Raw genomic sequence first — 17,322 nt, 5'->3', positions numbered from 1 at the left:
CAATAAAGTCGAATGAGGTGTCTATTATCTAACTGAATGGGATTTATGGCGCAGGACTTAAGCAGTCGCTAAATCAGCCGCGCTGGTGAAGGAATCGGCAAAGAACTCTTCCTCTGGCAGTTGGCATTTGGCTGAGAAGTCATTTCTGGCGGCATTGACCATTACCGGGGCGCCACAGGCATAAACCTGAACATTCTTCATATCAGGGTGGTCTGTCATGACGGCTTGGTGTACAAAGCCTGTACGACCCTGCCAGGAATCTTCTGGCAGGGCTTCAGAAATCACGGGGATGTACTTAAAGTCGGCAATTGCCGTTTCCCAAGATTTGCATAAATCAGCTAAATACAAATCACTTGGACGACGACCGCCCCAATACAAATGAATCGGACGATGAATTTTCTTTGCCTGCATTTGTTCAATGATGGATTTGATTGGGGCAAAGCCTGTACCAGCAGCAACAAAGAGGATTGGTTTTTTAGAGTCTTCTCTCAAGAAGAAGCTTCCCAATGGACCTTCAAAGCGCAAGATATCTTTTTCTTTTAGTGCGGGAGTGACGGCGCCAAATACGAAGTCCGTGAATACGCCGCCAGGCAAATGGCGAATATGCAACTCAAGCGGACCTTCTTGCTCAGGTGCATTGGCAATTGAGTAAGCGCGGCGTTGACCATCTTTGAGCAAAAACTCTAAATACTGACCGGCTAGGAATTGGAAACGTTCAGCAGCAGGTAGTTGGAGTTTGAGAATGGCTACATCGCTACTAGGCTTACTGATGGTATTAACGCGGCAGGGGACCTTACGAATCGCAATATCACCCGCACCTTGGACCTCACGAGCTTCAATCAGTAGGTCTGACTGGGGATGGGAGCAGCAAAACAAAATGCCGCCAGCTGTTTCATCGGCCTTGCTGAGAGCGCTTTCGCTATGCTGGCCATGGGTCACCTGACCTTCTAATACTTTGCCTTTGCAGGAGCCGCAAGCACCATTTTTACAGCCATAGGGCAGGTTGATGCCTTGACGAAGGGCGGCCTCCAGAAGGTTTTCATCTGGATTAACGGTAAATTGTTTGCCGCTCGTTTTGAGCGTGACTTGATAAGACACTCTCATTCCTTTCAATAAATCGTTACGATGTTACTTATGCAATCTTTTGGTAAACCTTCAATCCTGATTATTGGCTGCGGCGATATTGGTCTCCGGGTAGCTAAACAGCTTTCGCGAAGTCATCGTGTTTACGCACTCACTTCTCAACAGAATCGCTTTCAGGAGCTGAGGGAGGTTGGCGCGATCCCTATTTTAGGTAATCTGGATCATCCAGAGTCCTTATGGCGCCTTAGTGGTTTAGCTCAAACCGTCATTCATTTGGCGCCACCTCAAAATGGTGGAAATCGCGATTGCCGAACCCGCAACCTACTCCGAATTTTAGCCCAAGGCTCTAATACCGTCAGGCGCCTGATTTATATCAGCACTACGGGTGTCTATGGCGATCACAGGGGTGGCAAGGTGAGTGAGGTAACTCCAGTCAACCCCCAAAGTGAACGCGCTCAGAGAAGGGTTGATGCGGAGAGGGTGCTACGTTTATGGGCGCCTGCTCACGGGGTGGCCTTAACCATTCTGCGTGTTCCGGGGATTTATGCCGCTGACCGTCTACCGATTGAGCGTTTGCGAGCCAAAACACCCGCGCTACTGCCAGAGGAAGATGCTTACTCCAATCATATTCACAGCGATGATTTAGCGCGGCTAGTATGTGCAGCGGTCTATCACGGCAAACCCCAGCGCATTATCAATACAGGTGATGGTGGTGAAACCAAAATGGGTGATTACTTCAATGAGGTAGCTGATGCTTTTGGCCTGGAAAGACCGAATCGATTGCCTGGTAGCGAATTGCAGAAAATCGTTAGCCCGATGCTTTGGTCCTTTATGCGTGAATCACGCAGAGTGACCAACACTCGCTTGCATGAACTTAAAACACCACTACGCTATCCCAGCGTAGGACATTTTCTGAAAACTATTTCCAAGAATCCTTAAGGCCAACAGTACGATTGAATACTGGCTTGCCAGGTTTGGAATCGTTCTTATCGGCAACAAAGTAGCCATGACGCTCAAACTGGAAGCGATCTTCGGCTTTAACATCCTTCATACAAGGTTCTAAGTAAGCGCTAATCGTCTGCATGGAGTTCGCATTGATCGCATCTAAGAAGTTCTTATCGCCACTATCTGGATGTGGGTCACTAAAGAGATGATCGTATAAGCGCACTTCAGCTGGGATGGCTTCAGCAGCGCTAATCCAATGAATATTGCCCTTAACCTTGTAATTGTTGGAGCCGGCAGTGCCACTCTTGCTATCTGGGAAATGGGTCACATTGACTTGGGTGACATTGCCCTGGCCATCAGTTTCAAAGCCGGTGCACTCCACCACAAAGCCATGGCGCAAACGTACGCGGCTACCAGGCTGATCGCCCATGGGTGGATACAGTCTGAAGAATCCCTTTACAGGTTCTTGCATAAAGTCATCCGCCTCAATCCATAGTTCACGCGTGAAATTAAATTCACGATTACCCCATTCTGGATGATTGGGGTGACGTGGAGCTGAACAGGCTTCTTTTACTGAGGCGTCAAAGTTTTCCACCACGAGCTTGAGCGGTTTGAGTACTGCAGTCGCGCGCGGTGCCCTTGCTTCTAGATCGTCACGCAAGGCTTGATCTAGAGTGCTCATATCAATCCAGCTATCTGCTTTAGAGACGCCAATGCGCTCACAGAACAAACGAATGCTTTCTGGGGTGTAGCCGCGACGACGGATACCAACGATGGTTGGCATGCGTGGATCATCCCAGCCTTCAACATGTTTTTCTTCGACTAGTTGTAATAACTTGCGCTTACTAGTGATGGTGTAAGTTAAATTTAAGCGGGCGAACTCATACTGATGCGGTACGGGATCTTTGAAGACACCCAATTCTTTTAGGGAATTCACAATCCAGTCGTAGAGAGGGCGATTATTCTCAAACTCCAGCGTGCAGATGGAGTGGGAGACATTCTCCAGGGCATCAGATATACAGTGAGTGAAGTCATAAAGAGGGTAAATACACCACTTGCTGCCAGTACGGTGGTGATCGGTATGGCGAATGCGATATACGACTGGGTCGCGCATCACGATATTTGGATGCGCCATATCAATCTTCAGCCGGAGAACATGCTCACCATCTTTGAACTTGCCATCACGCATGTCACGGAACAGCTGTAGATTTTCTTCTGGACTGCGCTCGCGATAGGGGCTATTTTTCCCCGCTTGACCAAAATTGCCGCGATTGGTGTGAATGTCATCAGCACTTTGGCTGTCCACATACGCTTTACCATTTTGAATCAGGATCTCGGCAAACTCATACAGTTTGTCAAAATAGTCGCTAGCGTGATACAGATTGGTTCCCCAATCAAAGCCCAACCATTTCACGGCATCCAAAATACTGTCGGCGTATTCAACATCCTCTTTTACAGGGTTGGTGTCGTCTAGACGCATATTGCATCGAGCACCACCAGTTTGATTGTTGTAATCAGCAGCTAAGCCAAAGTTCAGGCAAATACTTTTGGCGTGACCAATGTGCAAATAGCCATTAGGCTCAGGTGGAAAGCGGGTAATGATGGAGGGAATCGGCTGCCCAGCTAAATTCGTGCGCTGTGAAAAAGCACCGCTTGCCAAATCATGATCGATGATCTGGCGTAAGAAATTGGATGGCTCAGCTACAGCGCCGGTATTTGCTTTAGTGGGTTTGCTATCTTGGGACATAGTCACATTGTAGAGAAAACCCCTGACCCATAAAGAAAAAAGCCCGCAAACTGCTGCGGGCTCATTTCTGGAGAGGTAGCGGGAATTAATCCTCCACGAATGCCTCTTCGCGAGTCTTCTTTACCGCTGGTAGGGCCACGATCACCACCAAGAGGGCTGCTGCAATCAGCAAACCTAAAGAAAGTGGGCGGGTTACGAAGGTAGTGAAGTCACCACGTGATAACAACAGGGCGCGACGGAAGTTTTCTTCCATCATTGGTCCAAGTACGAAGCCCAAAAGCAACGGAGGAGGTTCGCAACCCAGTTTGAAGAACAGGTAACCAATCAAGCCAAAGCCTGCGGTTACATAAACGTCAAACACAGTGTTATTCACGGTGTACACACCGATACAGCAGAACACCAAAATCGCTGGGTAGAGGAAGCGATAAGGAATCTTCAAGAGCTTCACCCAGATACCAATCAAAGGCAAGTTCAAGAGGATCAACATTACGTTACCAATCCACATAGAAGCAATCAGGCCCCAGAACAAAGCTGGGTTGCTGGTCATTACTTGTGGGCCTGGTTGAATGTTATGAATCGTCATCGCACCAACCATCAAAGCCATCACCGCATTTGGCGGGATACCTAATGTGAGCAATGGAATGAATGATGTTTGTGCAGCAGCGTTATTGGCTGATTCTGGACCAGCAACACCCTCAATTGCGCCCTTACCAAATTCATGGCTGTACTTGGATGATTTCTTTTCAACAGAGTAGGCGCCGAAAGCTGCAAGAGCTGCGCCGCCACCAGGCAAGATGCCCAAGATCGAACCAATCGTTGTGCCGCGCAAGATAGAAGGAATCATGCGCTTGATGTCTTGCTTGGTTGGGATCATGGTGGTCATCTTATTCAAGAAACCCTCATCTTCGCCAGTCTTTTCAAGGTTGCCCATGATTTCAGCGAAACCGAATACGCCCATTGCAACAGCAACGAAGCCAATACCGTCACTCAATTCAGGAATGTCGAACGCATAGCGTGATACACCAGAGTTCACGTCAGTACCAATCAAGCCCATCAAGAGACCCAAGATGATCATGCCAATCGCCTTGATCAAAGAGCCTGATGCCAATACAACCGCACCAATTAAACCTAAGACCATCAAGGAGAAGTATTCAGCAGGACCAAACTTAAATGCGAGCTGAGAGAGTGGGGCAGCAAACGCAGCCAATACCAAAGTTGCTACGCAACCTGCAAAGAATGAGCCCATACCTGCAGTAAAGAGTGCAACACCAGCGCGGCCATTTCGGGCCATTTGGTAGCCGTCAATCGCCGTCACCACCGAGGACGTCTCCCCCGGAATATTCAAGAGAATCGCTGTTGTGGAGCCGCCGTACTGTGAGCCGTAGTAAATACCGGCCAACATAATCAATGCAGCAATTGGAGGCAACGCATAGGTAGCAGGCAATAACATCGCAATGGTTGCGATTGGGCCAAGGCCTGGCAATACGCCAATCAAGGTTCCCAAGATACAGCCAATCAGGCAGTAAAGCAGGTTTTGTAATGTAAACGCGGTATCGAAACCGAGCGCTAAGTTAGCAAATAAATCCATTTTTCAGAGTCCCGGTTCGTTATTGTTGTAGGAATACAGGCAGGAGTGGGAACTGAAGCTTCAGACCCAACACAAACACTGAATAAGTAAACGCAACGAGGAAGCCGGCATTAATCAATGAGCCCTTCCAAGTAAATTCTTTGCTGGCGCTTGCGGACACCAATACCAAGACAACCACGGCAACCAAGAAGCCTAAGCGAGGTAAGAGTAATCCGTAGAGCACTACAGAGCCGGTTATCTGGGCAATGATGCGCCAATTGAATTTTGGAATGCTTTCAATGGCCGCTTTTGCATTTAGCGACTGTAGTAATACCAGTACGCCCAATAGAGTCATAAGTATCCCAAGGAAGAATGGGAAATAGCCGGGGCCCATTTTGGCGGCAGTTCCCATGGGGTACTGAGTGGCCATGATGGCGAAGAAGAGGCCAATGACCATATACATGATCCCGGCCCCAAAATCCCGTTGATTGCGAATTTTCAAGATGCTCTCCTAATTGTCGACTTAAAGCCGATTTTTATTGATGTTGTGGGATTGTAAGGCAGGTTTGGGGCTAACTGCCTAGCGTTTGCCCTATGCTAGTGCCAATGCGATAATTATTGGCATGAAAGTCTCCCAAATTCGCCAGGCTTACCTGGACTTCTTCGCCCAAAAAGGCCATCAAATCGTCCCATCCAGCCCAGTAGTGCCTGGGGATGATCCAACCCTGCTATTTACGAATGCAGGCATGAATCAGTTCAAAGACGTGTTTTTGGGCTTTGATAAGCGCCCCTATAACCGTGCTACGACTGCCCAAAAGTGCATTCGGGCAGGCGGAAAACACAACGACTTGGATAACGTAGGCTACACAGCCCGTCATCACACCTTTTTTGAAATGCTGGGAAATTTCTCTTTTGGGGACTATTTCAAGAAAGATGCCATTCAATTTGCCTGGGATTTATTAACTCAAGTATTTGAGTTACCCAAAGAAAAGCTCTTGGTCACCGTGTATGCGGAAGATGACGAGGCTTATGAGATTTGGAATAAACAAATTGGCGTTCCTGCTGAGCGCATCGTTCGGATTGGCGATAACAAAGGCGCGCGTTACGCATCTGATAATTTTTGGATGATGGGTGACACAGGTCCATGCGGCCCTTGTACTGAAATTTTTTACGACCATGGTGCGCATATTCCTGGCGGCCCTCCTGGAAGTCCAGATGAGGATGGTGATCGTTTCATTGAAATTTGGAACAACGTCTTCATGCAGTTCAATCGCGATGAAGCTGGTGTGATGCACCCACTACCTAAGCCTAGTGTTGATACAGGTATGGGTCTTGAGCGTATTGCCGCAGTCTTGCAGCATGTTCACTCTAATTATGAAATCGACCTCTTCGTCAATCTCCTTAAGGCTGCCAAGGAAGCGGTAGATGCAGCTGGCGGTGAGAACTGTGATGCAGACAGCCCTTCATTAAAAGTGATTGCTGACCACATTCGTGCATGTAGCTTCATTGTGGTGGATGGTGTGATTCCAGGTAACGCAGGTCGTGGATATGTATTGCGTCGTATTGCTCGTCGTGCGATTCGTCACGGCTATAAGCTCGGTGCTCGCAAACCATTCTTCTATCAATTGGTGCCTGCACTTGTTAAGGAGATGGGTGATGCGTATCCAGAATTGCGTGCTGCGCAAGACAAAGTAAGCGAAGTCATTAAGCAAGAAGAAGAGCGCTTCTTCCAGACCATTGCTAATGGCATGGAAATTTTGGATGGCGCTTTGGCTGGCGGTGCAAAAGTAGTCGATGGTGAAACTGCTTTCCGCTTACATGACACATTTGGTTTCCCGTTAGATTTAACTGCAGACGTTTGTCGTGAGCGTGCTGTGACGGTTGACGCTGAAGGCTTTGAAGTGGCGATGCAAAAACAGCGCGATCAAGCAAGAGCTGCGGGTAAGTTCAAGGTAGCCCAAGGATTGGATTACAAAGGCAAGCCGACCCAGTTTCATGGCTATGACACCTTAAAACATGACGGAGCGAAAGTAACTGCGCTGTACGTAGATGGTTCAGCTGTGCAGTTAGTTAAGGCGGGCGATGCAGCAGTGATTGTTTTGGATAACACCCCTTTCTACGCTGAATCTGGCGGTCAGGTTGGCGATAAAGGTGAGCTCCGTAACGAAAGCATTCGTTTTGCGGTCGAAGATACTTTTAAGATCCAGGCTGATGTATTTGGCCATCAGGGCGAAGTTCTTGAAGGTGAACTCAAGGTGGGTGATTCTCTCAACGCATTGGTAGATACCCAGCAGCGAACTGACATCATGCGCAATCACAGTGCTACTCATATCTTGCATAAAGCATTGCGTGAGGTATTGGGTGATCACGTGCAGCAAAAAGGTTCTTTGGTTGATGCTACTAAAACTCGTTTTGACTTTACGCACAATGCACCGATTACCGCAGAACAAATTCGCCGCATCGAAGATATTGTGAATCAAGAGATTCTGGAAAACACGGCAACCTCAGGCAAAGTCATGTCCTTGGATGATGCGCAAAAGACTGGCGCCATGATGCTCTTTGGTGAGAAGTATGGTGATGAGGTGCGCGTGCTGGAGATTGGCTCTTCTAAAGAGCTATGTGGCGGCACACACGTTGGACGCACCGGTGATATCGGAAGCTTGAAGATTGTTTCTGAAGGTGGCGTTGCTGCCGGTATCCGCCGTGTTGAGGCAGTGACTGGCAATAACGCACTGCACTTCTTGCAGGGTTTAGAAGACAAAATCAATGAAGCGGCAGCGATCCTCAAAACCCACCCAGGTGACCTGGTGAATCGCGTTGCGCAACTTCAAGAAAGCCTGCGTCAAGCTGAGCGTGAGTTAGAAAAAGTGAATTCTAAATTGGCAGCTAGCCAAGGCGATGAGTTAGCTGGTCAAGCGATTGATGTGAATGGCATCAAAGTACTTGCCGCTCGACTTGATGGCGCTGATGCTGGCGTACTTCGCGAAACCATGGATGCCCTCAAAGCGAAGCTCAAGACTGCAGCTATTGTGTTGGCATCAGTTCAAGGCGATAAGGTCAGTTTGATTGCTGGCGTCACGGCTGATTCCATTGGCAAAGTTAAGGCGGGTGATCTCGTCAACTTTGTTGCTCAGCAGGTGGGTGGTAAAGGCGGCGGCAAACCAGAAATGGCGATGGCCGGTGGAACTGACCCTAGTAAGCTGGGTGTGGCTTTAGACGGTGTTAAAGACTGGGTAGCAAGCAAATGAGTGAACCCGTAAATATGACTTTTAATGCAGAGGTAGATGCGATTGGCATGAACTGCCCGCTGCCGATCTTGCGTACCAAAAAGGCTTTAGCAACCATGCAGTCCGGTGAAGTCTTGAAAATCAAAGCAACCGATGCGGGTGCTGCTCATGACTTTCCTGCATTTGCCAAGCAAACTGGTAATGAACTGCTTGCAAGCACTACAGAAGGTGATGTGCTGGTTTTCTTTATGAAGCGTAGATAAGAAAAAGTCTGAACCACATACTTTTTGGTAAGTAATAAAGCAAAAAGGCAGAGATCGATCCCTGCCTTTTTTGTTTCTACTAAAGAGAATTACTTTAAGGACCAGCTTTTTAAATACTCCGCGAATTCCTCGCCGACTTCTTGGTGACGCAAGGCGAAATCTACCGAAGCCTTGAGATAGCCTAATTTGCTGCCACAGTCATAGCGCACTCCATCGTATTCATAGCCAAATACGGGCTCTTCCTTGAGTAAGGCTGCGATCGCATCGGTAAGTTGAATTTCTCCTCCTGCACCAGGCTTCACATTGCGAATGTGATCAAAAATCTTTGAGGACAGTACATAGCGACCCACCACCGCTAAGTTGGATGGTGCATCAGCAGGTTGAGGTTTTTCAACGATGCCATTGAGGCGATAGATATCTTTGCTGGTAGCATCCCCCGAGATGATTCCATAAGAGCTACTTTTCGCAGGATCAATTTTCTCTACCGCCAATACGGATCCATGTTGCTCTTCATGCACTTTCAGCATTTGGGAGAGCACAGGTGGATGACCATCCAAAAGATCGTCAGCCAAAATAATGGCAAACGGCTCATCGCCTACTAGCTTCTCTGCGCATAAGACCGCATGACCTAATCCCAGAGGTTCGGATTGCCTGATATAAACGCAATCAACATTATCCGGTTTCACACTTCTAACGAGACGCAAGAGATCCTGCTTATTCTTTGCTTCCAGAGCCGCTTCTAATTCATAAGCTTTATCAAAGTGATCTTCAATGGCGCGTTTGCTGCGACCTGTGACGAAAATCAGCTCTGTAATGCCAGCGGCAATAGCTTCATCCACCGCATACTGAATCAAAGGCTTGTCTACGACATTCAACATTTCTTTTGGGCTTGCTTTGGTGGCAGGCAAAAAGCGTGTGCCAAATCCCGCAACCGGAAAGACGGCCTTAGTTACTTTTTTGGAGCTGAAACGTAATGTCATGGAAGATCCGTTCTTACCGTTTTTATTTGAGACGTTCTAATTGTGCAACAAGCTTCTCATGGTTTTGCTCAAACCCGGCAAGGCGCTGCTTTTCTTGGGCAACAACCTCAACTGGAGCACGTGCCACAAAGCTTTCATTGGTCAATTTGCCCTTGGCTTTATTGATTTCATTAGCTAGGCGCTCGATTTCCTTGCCAAGGCGGATGCGTTCAGCAGCAACATCGACTTCAATTTTGAGTAAGAGCTTGATATCACCCACTAAGGCAATTGGTGCATCTGGGGCATCTTTTTCTAGGGCAGATTCATCGCTGTAGATTTTGACCTCGGCTAACTTAGCAAGTGCCATTAAATACGGCGTCGCTTTTTCTAAGAATGCTTGTGGACCATAAATCCAGAGTGGTACTTTATTGCCAGGGGGAACCTGCATCTCACCGCGCAGATTTCTGCACGCATCGACAATTGCTTTAATCTGAGCAACCCAAGCTTCGCTTTGTTCATCAATCTTTTCAGGTTGAGAAATAGGGTAGGGTTGAAGCGCAATGGTTTGCTTGGTTTGTTTAGCAAGCTCTTTTCCAGACTTCGGTCCAACCGTTTGCCAAAGCGTTTCAGTGATGAACGGAATCAGTGGATGTGCCATGCGCAAGATCGTTTCCAAGACACGCAAGAGGGTGCGGCGAGTAGCGCGTTGCTGTGCTGGAGTGCCAGTTTGCAATTGCACCTTAGCAAGCTCCAAGTACCAATCGCAATATTCATCCCAAACAAATTGGTAAATGCTGCTAGCGATATTGTCAAAGCGATAGGCTTCAAAGCCTTTTGCTACCTCAGCTTCAGTCCTTTGGAGTTGGGAAACGATCCATTTATCTGCAGGCGAAAAGTCTAAATATCCTTCGGGTCCGCATTGGTTGTCACATGGCGCCAAACCATTTTCTTCATCACTGCCCGAGCAGTTCATGAGTACAAAGCGAGTAGCATTCCAAAGTTTGTTACAGAAATTACGATAGCCTTCGCAACGCTTTTGATCAAAATTAATATTGCGACCAAGTGATGCTAAAGATGCAAAGGTAAAGCGCAAAGCATCGGTACCAAATGCTGGAATGCCATCTGGGAACTCTTTCTTAGTCTTCTTGCTAATGCTCTCCGCTTGCTTAGGATTCATAAGGCCAGTAGTTCTCTTGCCTACTAACTCTTCGATCTTGATACCGTCAATTAAATCGATTGGATCCAAAGTATTGCCTTTGGACTTACTCATCTTTTGACCTTCAGCATCACGCACCAGACCGTGAACATAGACGGTGTGGAATGGTACTTTTCCAGTGAAGTGGCAGGTCATCATGACCATGCGTGCTACCCAGAAGAAGATGATGTCAAAGCCTGTTACCAAAACAGAGGAGGGTAGGAAATGATTTAAGGCCGGAGTCTCTTCTGGCCAACCCAAAGAGCTAAATGGAACGAGGGCAGAGCTAAACCAAGTGTCAAGAACGTCAGGATCGCGGTTGAGTTGGCCGGTATAGCCAGCCGCCGCCGCTTTCGCTTTCGCTTCTTCCTCTGAGCGCCCTACAAAAATTTGCCCATCATCGCCGTACCAGGCGGGGATTTGATGGCCCCACCAGAGTTGACGAGAGATGCACCAGTCCTGAATGTTTTCCAACCACTGGGTGTAGGTATTAATCCAATTCTCTGGGACGAGTTTGATATCGCCCTTAGTAACTGCATCTAATGCTGCGCCAGCAATAGATGAGCCAGGTTGATATTTGTTATCTGGACTTGGTTTGGACATCGCCACAAACCATTGATCAGTGAGCATTGGCTCAATAATCGTTTGAGTGCGATCTCCGCGTGGCACCATTAATTTATGCGGCTGAACTTTTTCTAGTAAACCAGCAGCATCCAGATCAGCGACAACTTGCTTGCGTGCCGCAAAACGTTCCATGCCTTGATAAGCAGTTGGCGCATTGTCATTAATCTTCGCATCCAAGGTAAGGATGTTGATCATTGGTAGTTGGTGACGTTGACCAACTGCATAGTCATTAAAGTCATGTGCAGGAGTTACTTTCACAACGCCGGTACCAAAGTTCAAATCGACATAGTCATCAGCAATGATAGGGATCTGGCGGTCGCACAAAGGTAGGTTTACTGACTTACCGATGAGGTGTTTATAGCGCTCGTCTTCTGGGTTCACCATGACAGCAACGTCGCCCAATAAGGTTTCTGGGCGAGTGGTAGCAACGGTGAGGTGACCAGAGCCATCGGTTAATGGATAACGGATGTGCCACATCGATCCATCTTCTTCTTCACTGACTACTTCCAAATCTGAAACTGCAGTGCCTAAGACTGGATCCCAATTTACCAAGCGTTTGCCGCGATAAATCAAGCCTTGTTCATGTAAGCGTACAAATACTTCCACTACCGCTTTGGACATCTTGTCGTCCATCGTGAAATATTCTTTGCCCCAATCGATTGATGCGCCTAGACGACGAATTTGGCGAGTAATCGTGTTTCCGGAAGTTTCTTTCCACTCCCACACTTTTTCTAAAAACTTTTCACGACCTAAATCATGGCGAGAAACTTTTTGCGCATCGAGTTGACGTTCAACTACGATTTGAGTGGCAATACCAGCGTGATCGGTGCCGGGTACCCACAAAGTGTTTTTGCCTGACATGCGGGCATGACGAACCAATCCATCCATGATGGTTTGGTTAAAGGCATGACCCATATGTAGGGTGCCAGTCACATTCGGAGGAGGAAGCTGAATGGAAAAATCACCCTTACCTTCATCCATAGTGGAGTCGGCAATACCCCGGCGCTCCCACTCTGGACCCCAGTAGGCCTCTATCGGGGCGGGTTCGTAGGATTTGGCGAGCTCGTCCGCTGAGCTGGCCGCTGGTGAATTAGGGGTATTTGAGGCATTTGGCATAAGAGGCAAATTATAATTGGGCTGATGTACTCAGACTTGCTCGCGAACCTCAATCCAGAACAGCGCGAGGCAGTGACCCTCCCGCCCGTAAATGAAAATGGCCAAGCCCAGTCAGCCTTGATTTTGGCTGGGGCTGGGAGCGGCAAGACCCGCGTCCTCACCACCCGTATAGCCTGGTTGATTCAGACCGGCCAGGTATCTCCCATTGGCGTCCTAGCGGTGACCTTCACCAATAAGGCCGCTAAAGAGATGATGCTACGCCTGAGTGCCATGCTACCGATAAACACGCGTGGAATGTGGATTGGCACCTTTCATGGTCTTTGTAACCGTTTATTGCGAGCTCACCATAAAGAGGCAGGTTTACCGTCTACTTTCCAAATCCTAGATACCCAGGATCAGCTTTCAGCGATTAAGCGCCTTTTAAAGGGCTTAAAGGTTGATGATGAAAAGTACCCTGCTAAGCAATTGCAATACTTCATTGCCCATGCCAAAGAGCGCGGTCAGCGTGCAAAAGATTTAGCGCTTGGGGATGATTTCCAGGCCAAGATGGCGCAACTATATGCAGCTTACGATGAGCAATGTCAACGTGAGGGCGTAGTAGATTTTGCTGAACTCTTATTGCGTAGCTATGAATTACTCAAGCACAGTGAAGCGATTCGCACTCACTATCAAGAGCGTTTCCGTCACATCTTGATCGATGAGTTTCAAGATACCAACGCCTTGCAATATGCATGGCTTAAATTATTATCAGGCCATGACGCAAGCAGTATCAATGTCAGCGGCATGGGCAGTAGTTCCGTTTTTGCAGTGGGTGATGATGATCAAAGTATTTACGCATTCCGTGGGGCTGATGTTGAAAACATGCGCCTTTACGAAAAGCAATATCACCCTCTAATGGTGAAGTTAGAGCAGAACTATCGCTCACATGGCCATATTCTGGATACAGCGAATCACTTGATTGCCAATAACTCCGAGCGTCTTGGCAAGAACCTGCGCACCGATGCTGGTCATGGCGAGCCAGTCCGTATCTATGAGGCTCCGAGCGATCATGCAGAAGCTGCTTGGTTGGTTGATGAGATCAAAGCCTTAGTAAATAGCGGCATCAAACGAACAGAAGTCGCTCTGCTTTATCGCAGCAATGCCCAGTCACGCATTATTGAACATGCATTATTTTCTGCGGGTATTCCGTATCGTGTTTATGGTGGATTGCGATTCTTCGAGCGCGCTGAAATTAAACATGCACTGGCTTACTTGCGTCTGTTAGAAAATCCGAATGACGACACCTCATTCTCCCGAGTGGTGAATTTCCCTACTCGCGGAATTGGCGCAAGATCAATTGAAGCATTGCAAGATGCCGCCAGAGCACAACAATGCTCTTTGTATTTGGCTGCCTCTTCTTTAGAGGGTAAGGCCGGTGCTGCACTGGGTGGATTTGTGCGCTTAGTAGATCACATGCGTGAAGCTACTCGTCACAACACCTTGCCTGAAACAGTTGAATTTGTGATTCAACATAGCGGATTGATTCAGCACTATCTTTCAGAGCGCGAAGGGCAAGATCGCGTTGAGAACTTACAAGAATTGATTAACGCTGCGACTGCGTTTATTGCAGAAGAAGGCTATGGTCAGGATGCTGCAGCCGCTGTGCTGCCCGGTGAGAATGCCCCAGGCGTAGTTGAGGTTTCACCCTTGGCCGCCTTCCTTTCCCATGCTTCATTGGAAGCGGGCGATAACCAAGCTCAGGCAGGTCAAGATGCTGTGCAGTTAATGACAGTGCACTCAGCCAAGGGATTGGAGTTCACTTCAGTGTTCATTACCGGACTTGAAGAGGGTTTATTCCCCCATGAGAACAGTGTTAATGAGCAGAATGGCTTGGAGGAAGAACGTCGCCTAATGTATGTGGCGATTACACGTGCCAAAGAGCGTTTGTATCTCTCTCACACTCAATCACGGATGTTGCATGGCCAGGTTCGCTACAACATGCCTTCTCGCTTCCTGGAAGAGCTTCCATCTGATTCATTGAAGTGGCTCACCCCTAAAGCAAGAGATGCACGCTGGGGCGGCAGTGGTAACAGTAACTCAAGATCAGGATCTACCTGGCAAGATGGCTACACCCGTCAGCGTGAATACGAGTCCAATGACTTTTTTGATTCAGGCTCTGAGCGTCAAAGGCCAGCCAAAAGAGTTGGCTCAGCTTCAATGGAGGTGAAAAGATTAGCCTCTCCTCCGCGAGGAAATTATCCATTCACGATTGGACAAAACGTGTTTCATACCAAGTTTGGTGAGGGACGTGTTACTGGTCTTGAGGGAGTAGATGCTGATGCACGGGCGCAAGTGAACTTCAAGCGCCACGGCATTAAATGGTTACAGCTGAGTATTGCGAAGCTTGCTGCGATTGACTAATCAGTCAGTTAGATAGGCAACACTTCATCTTCGGTAAAGCAGGCCTTCCAGGTCGCATAGAAAGTACAGTGCATCACTGTTAAACCCGCCATAGAGATGGGGGCGATGATGAAGGAAGCTACTTGCCCTAGATCGAGAGCATCAAAAATCATTCCGACTGTGAGTGGAATAGCAATTAGAATGGCGCTCCAAATGGAGAGGTACAAAAAGAACGCTGCTTTGTTGGACCAGCATGCCAGGCAGCTAGAGAAGAGTGCTTGAGGTACAGACATATCAGCCCATGCCACCAGTACTGGAGAGAACCACATTAGCATTGCCACTGGCACATATAGCATTGCCCCGAAGAAGAGAATCAAGTAAACCTGGCGTAAGGCCTCTGGAGTAATTGGCTTTTCGCTTGTCATCAATGGAAGCAGTAATTCAAAATCTACCAAGAGACTTAAGATAAAACTTAGCAACAAAATCATCCCGGCATATACCAAGCCTAACTGCAAAATTCGTTTACGAACAACAGGGCTGGACCGAAGTGCTACTAAATAGACTATTGGTCTAATGCGCTCTTTTTGAATAGCCTGGCGACAGGCAGTCATAAAACCAACGGAAAGGGTTGGCGTCAGAAGGAGCACAGCAAAAACACCGATAACTGGAATGATGACTGCTAATTGAGCAGCAAACACATACATGAAGACCAGCATCAAAAAGCCCAAAGGATTTTGCTTGAAAAGCCAAATACCTTGCCTAATCCAGGTGTAACCTTCTTTTGGTGCTACAGAATTGAGTTTCATAGTGAGCGACGACTTAAAAGAATGCGTTCAAAGTGTGTAGGGTCATGAGGGGTTAGCATCTGAGCATCCCGTGGCAGATAGAAATCCCATAGCCTAGAGACCCAGAAGCGCAGGGCTGCCGCACGCAACATGAGGGGCCAGCTGGCTTGCTCTTCCTTGGTCAGTGGACGAACTGTTTGATAGGCTTTCAGAAATGCATCCAGGCGAACAGGATCTAAATCCTGTTTGTTATCAGCAAGACACCAATCGTTTGCAGTCACAGCAATATCAAATAACCATTTATCAGTGCCGGCAAAGTAGAAGTCGAAGAAACCGCCTAAATGATCTTCAGATGCATCTGTTCCTTTTGGGTCGAATAGCACATTGTCACGAAACAGATCGCAATGGCTAGCGCCTTGCGGCAAGCCATCATAAGTGCCCGAGGAAAAGAACTCTTCTTGAGTTTTGAGTTCATGGGTAATGAGTTCTTTCTGCGATGTATTTAAATGCGTTAGTACTTGGGGAATGGTTTTTTGCCACCAAGCAAGGCTGCGAAGATTTTCTTGCGACTTAGGAAAATCTTTTCCAGCCAAATGCATTTTGGCCAGCATTTCGCCAACAAGTGCGCAATGATTGGCTTCTGGTTGAAGTCTAGAAAGGCCGGGTAATTTAGTGACAATGGCGGCTGGCTTGCCTTTCAGGGTAAATAAGATTTGTCCCTGCTTATTTTCAATGGGCTTAGGTACAGGTACGCCTTTGTTTGCCAGGTGGCGCATGAGCTCTAGATAGAAAGGGAGTTGCGCAGCTGACAATCTTTCAAAGATGGTTAAAACATATTCCTGTTTCTTGTCATCTTTGATGGTGTCTAAGAAAAAGTTAGAGTTCTCAATCCCGCCATGAATGCCGCGAATTGCATTAGCTTGGCCGATGTCAAAGTCTTGAGTGATCCATTGGGAAATATCTTCAAGCTCAATCGGAGTAAATACGGCCATAAACTAAATTGCTTTAAAAATTATCTAAGTGGAATGCTAATGCTGGGAACGCTAATGAGATCAGTATCTTTTGGAGGCCCAGGCATGACTGATGTTGGTGGCGCCATTTCATAGCTAGTGAAAGGTGTTTTTACATCGACCTGTGTCGGTGAGTTGGCATCTTTGTATTCAGTAATCGTCGTACCATTTTTGTCTTTGTACTGATAGTTCGGTTTACGCATTTCTGGGGAATTGAGGGCGCCAGTAGGGCTGACTGTTGGGGCGAGCGGTTGATTATTAATGCGGTTTAATTCGGAGGGACTTAGTGCCTGGCTGTTATTCTGAGCGTGGGCTGAAGTTAGGCCAAAAAGTCCAAAAGCCACTAAAAAGCTCGTTAGGGCTAGACTTTGACTCAATGAGTGGCTAATTAAGTTAGTTAAATAATGCATTTTTTCACCTTT

General features: G+C 47.6%; 13 protein-coding genes. 4 read left to right on the top strand and 9 right to left on the bottom strand.

Annotated features, from left to right (window positions below):
• Nucleotides 1–57: 57 nt before the first annotated feature.
• On the bottom strand, nt 58–1,098 hold the full coding sequence (locus ICN20_RS02435; protein ID WP_216237949.1) for a 2Fe-2S iron-sulfur cluster-binding protein: 1,041 nt from the start codon (nt 1,096–1,098) through the stop codon (nt 58–60).
• Between the two features lie 27 nt (nt 1,099–1,125).
• Between ICN20_RS02435 and ICN20_RS02430 the strand changes: the two genes are divergently transcribed.
• Nucleotides 1,126–2,022, top strand: coding sequence for an SDR family oxidoreductase (locus ICN20_RS02430; RefSeq protein ID WP_255534617.1), 897 nt, complete (start codon nt 1,126–1,128; stop codon nt 2,020–2,022).
• On the opposite strand, the gene ICN20_RS02425 is transcribed toward ICN20_RS02430, so the two are convergent.
• The 3 genes from ICN20_RS02425 to ICN20_RS02415 all read right to left on the bottom strand — a co-directional run bounded on the left by ICN20_RS02425 (nt 2,003) and on the right by ICN20_RS02415 (nt 5,844).
• Nucleotides 2,003–3,775: a glutamine--tRNA ligase/YqeY domain fusion protein gene (locus ICN20_RS02425; protein WP_216237948.1), complete on the bottom strand. Its 1,773-nt coding sequence runs from the start codon at nt 3,773–3,775 to the stop codon at nt 2,003–2,005. The two genes, ICN20_RS02430 and ICN20_RS02425, sit on opposite strands and share 20 nt — an antisense overlap.
• Nucleotides 3,776–3,860: 85 nt before the next feature.
• A complete protein-coding gene (locus ICN20_RS02420; protein ID WP_216237947.1) occupies nt 3,861–5,363 on the bottom strand; it encodes a tripartite tricarboxylate transporter permease in 1,503 nt (500 codons plus the stop codon).
• Nucleotides 5,364–5,382: 19 nt separating this feature from the next.
• Nucleotides 5,383–5,844, bottom strand: a complete 462-nt coding sequence (locus ICN20_RS02415; protein ID WP_216237946.1) for a tripartite tricarboxylate transporter TctB family protein — start codon at nt 5,842–5,844, stop codon at nt 5,383–5,385.
• Between the two features lie 121 nt (nt 5,845–5,965).
• Between ICN20_RS02415 and alaS the strand changes: the two genes are divergently transcribed.
• Both alaS and ICN20_RS02405 read left to right on the top strand, forming a co-directional pair.
• The gene (alaS, locus tag ICN20_RS02410; RefSeq protein WP_216237945.1) at nt 5,966–8,590 is read left to right on the top strand and encodes an alanine--tRNA ligase; all 2,625 of its coding nucleotides are present in this window, start codon (nt 5,966–5,968) and stop codon (nt 8,588–8,590) included.
• A gap of 14 nt (nt 8,591–8,604) precedes the next feature.
• On the top strand, nt 8,605–8,832 hold the full coding sequence (locus ICN20_RS02405; protein ID WP_216240145.1) for a sulfurtransferase TusA family protein: 228 nt from the start codon (nt 8,605–8,607) through the stop codon (nt 8,830–8,832).
• A gap of 89 nt (nt 8,833–8,921) precedes the next feature.
• On the opposite strand, the gene galU is transcribed toward ICN20_RS02405, so the two are convergent.
• Complete coding sequence (galU, locus tag ICN20_RS02400) at nt 8,922–9,812, bottom strand: UTP--glucose-1-phosphate uridylyltransferase GalU (protein ID WP_216237944.1); 891 nt, start codon at nt 9,810–9,812, stop codon at nt 8,922–8,924.
• A gap of 22 nt (nt 9,813–9,834) precedes the next feature.
• Nucleotides 9,835–12,726 (bottom strand): valine--tRNA ligase, encoded by a 2,892-nt coding sequence (locus tag ICN20_RS02395; protein WP_216237943.1) that lies wholly within the window; start codon nt 12,724–12,726, stop codon nt 9,835–9,837.
• A gap of 24 nt (nt 12,727–12,750) precedes the next feature.
• On the opposite strand from ICN20_RS02395, the gene ICN20_RS02390 reads away from it, so the two are divergent.
• Complete coding sequence (locus ICN20_RS02390; RefSeq protein WP_216237942.1) at nt 12,751–15,126, top strand: UvrD-helicase domain-containing protein; 2,376 nt, start codon at nt 12,751–12,753, stop codon at nt 15,124–15,126.
• Between the two features lie 8 nt (nt 15,127–15,134).
• Here the strand turns inward: ICN20_RS02390 and ICN20_RS02385 are convergent, their stop codons facing one another.
• The 3 genes from ICN20_RS02385 to ICN20_RS02375 are packed head-to-tail and all read right to left on the bottom strand — an operon-like array spanning nt 15,135 to nt 17,310.
• Nucleotides 15,135–15,911, bottom strand: coding sequence for a BPSS1780 family membrane protein (locus tag ICN20_RS02385; RefSeq protein ID WP_216237941.1), 777 nt, complete (start codon nt 15,909–15,911; stop codon nt 15,135–15,137).
• Nucleotides 15,908–16,882, bottom strand: a complete 975-nt coding sequence (locus tag ICN20_RS02380) for a homoserine kinase (RefSeq protein WP_216237940.1) — start codon at nt 16,880–16,882, stop codon at nt 15,908–15,910. Before ICN20_RS02380 ends, ICN20_RS02385 begins: the two co-directional genes overlap by 4 nt.
• Nucleotides 16,883–16,902: 20 nt before the next feature.
• On the bottom strand, nt 16,903–17,310 hold the full coding sequence (locus ICN20_RS02375) for a hypothetical protein (RefSeq protein ID WP_216237939.1): 408 nt from the start codon (nt 17,308–17,310) through the stop codon (nt 16,903–16,905).
• Nucleotides 17,311–17,322: the final 12 nt, after the last annotated feature.

Source organism: Polynucleobacter sp. JS-Polo-80-F4 (genome assembly GCF_018881965.1).
Lineage (GTDB): Bacteria > Pseudomonadota > Gammaproteobacteria > Burkholderiales > Burkholderiaceae > Polynucleobacter.
This window is presented reverse-complemented; position numbering and strand designations above follow the sequence as displayed.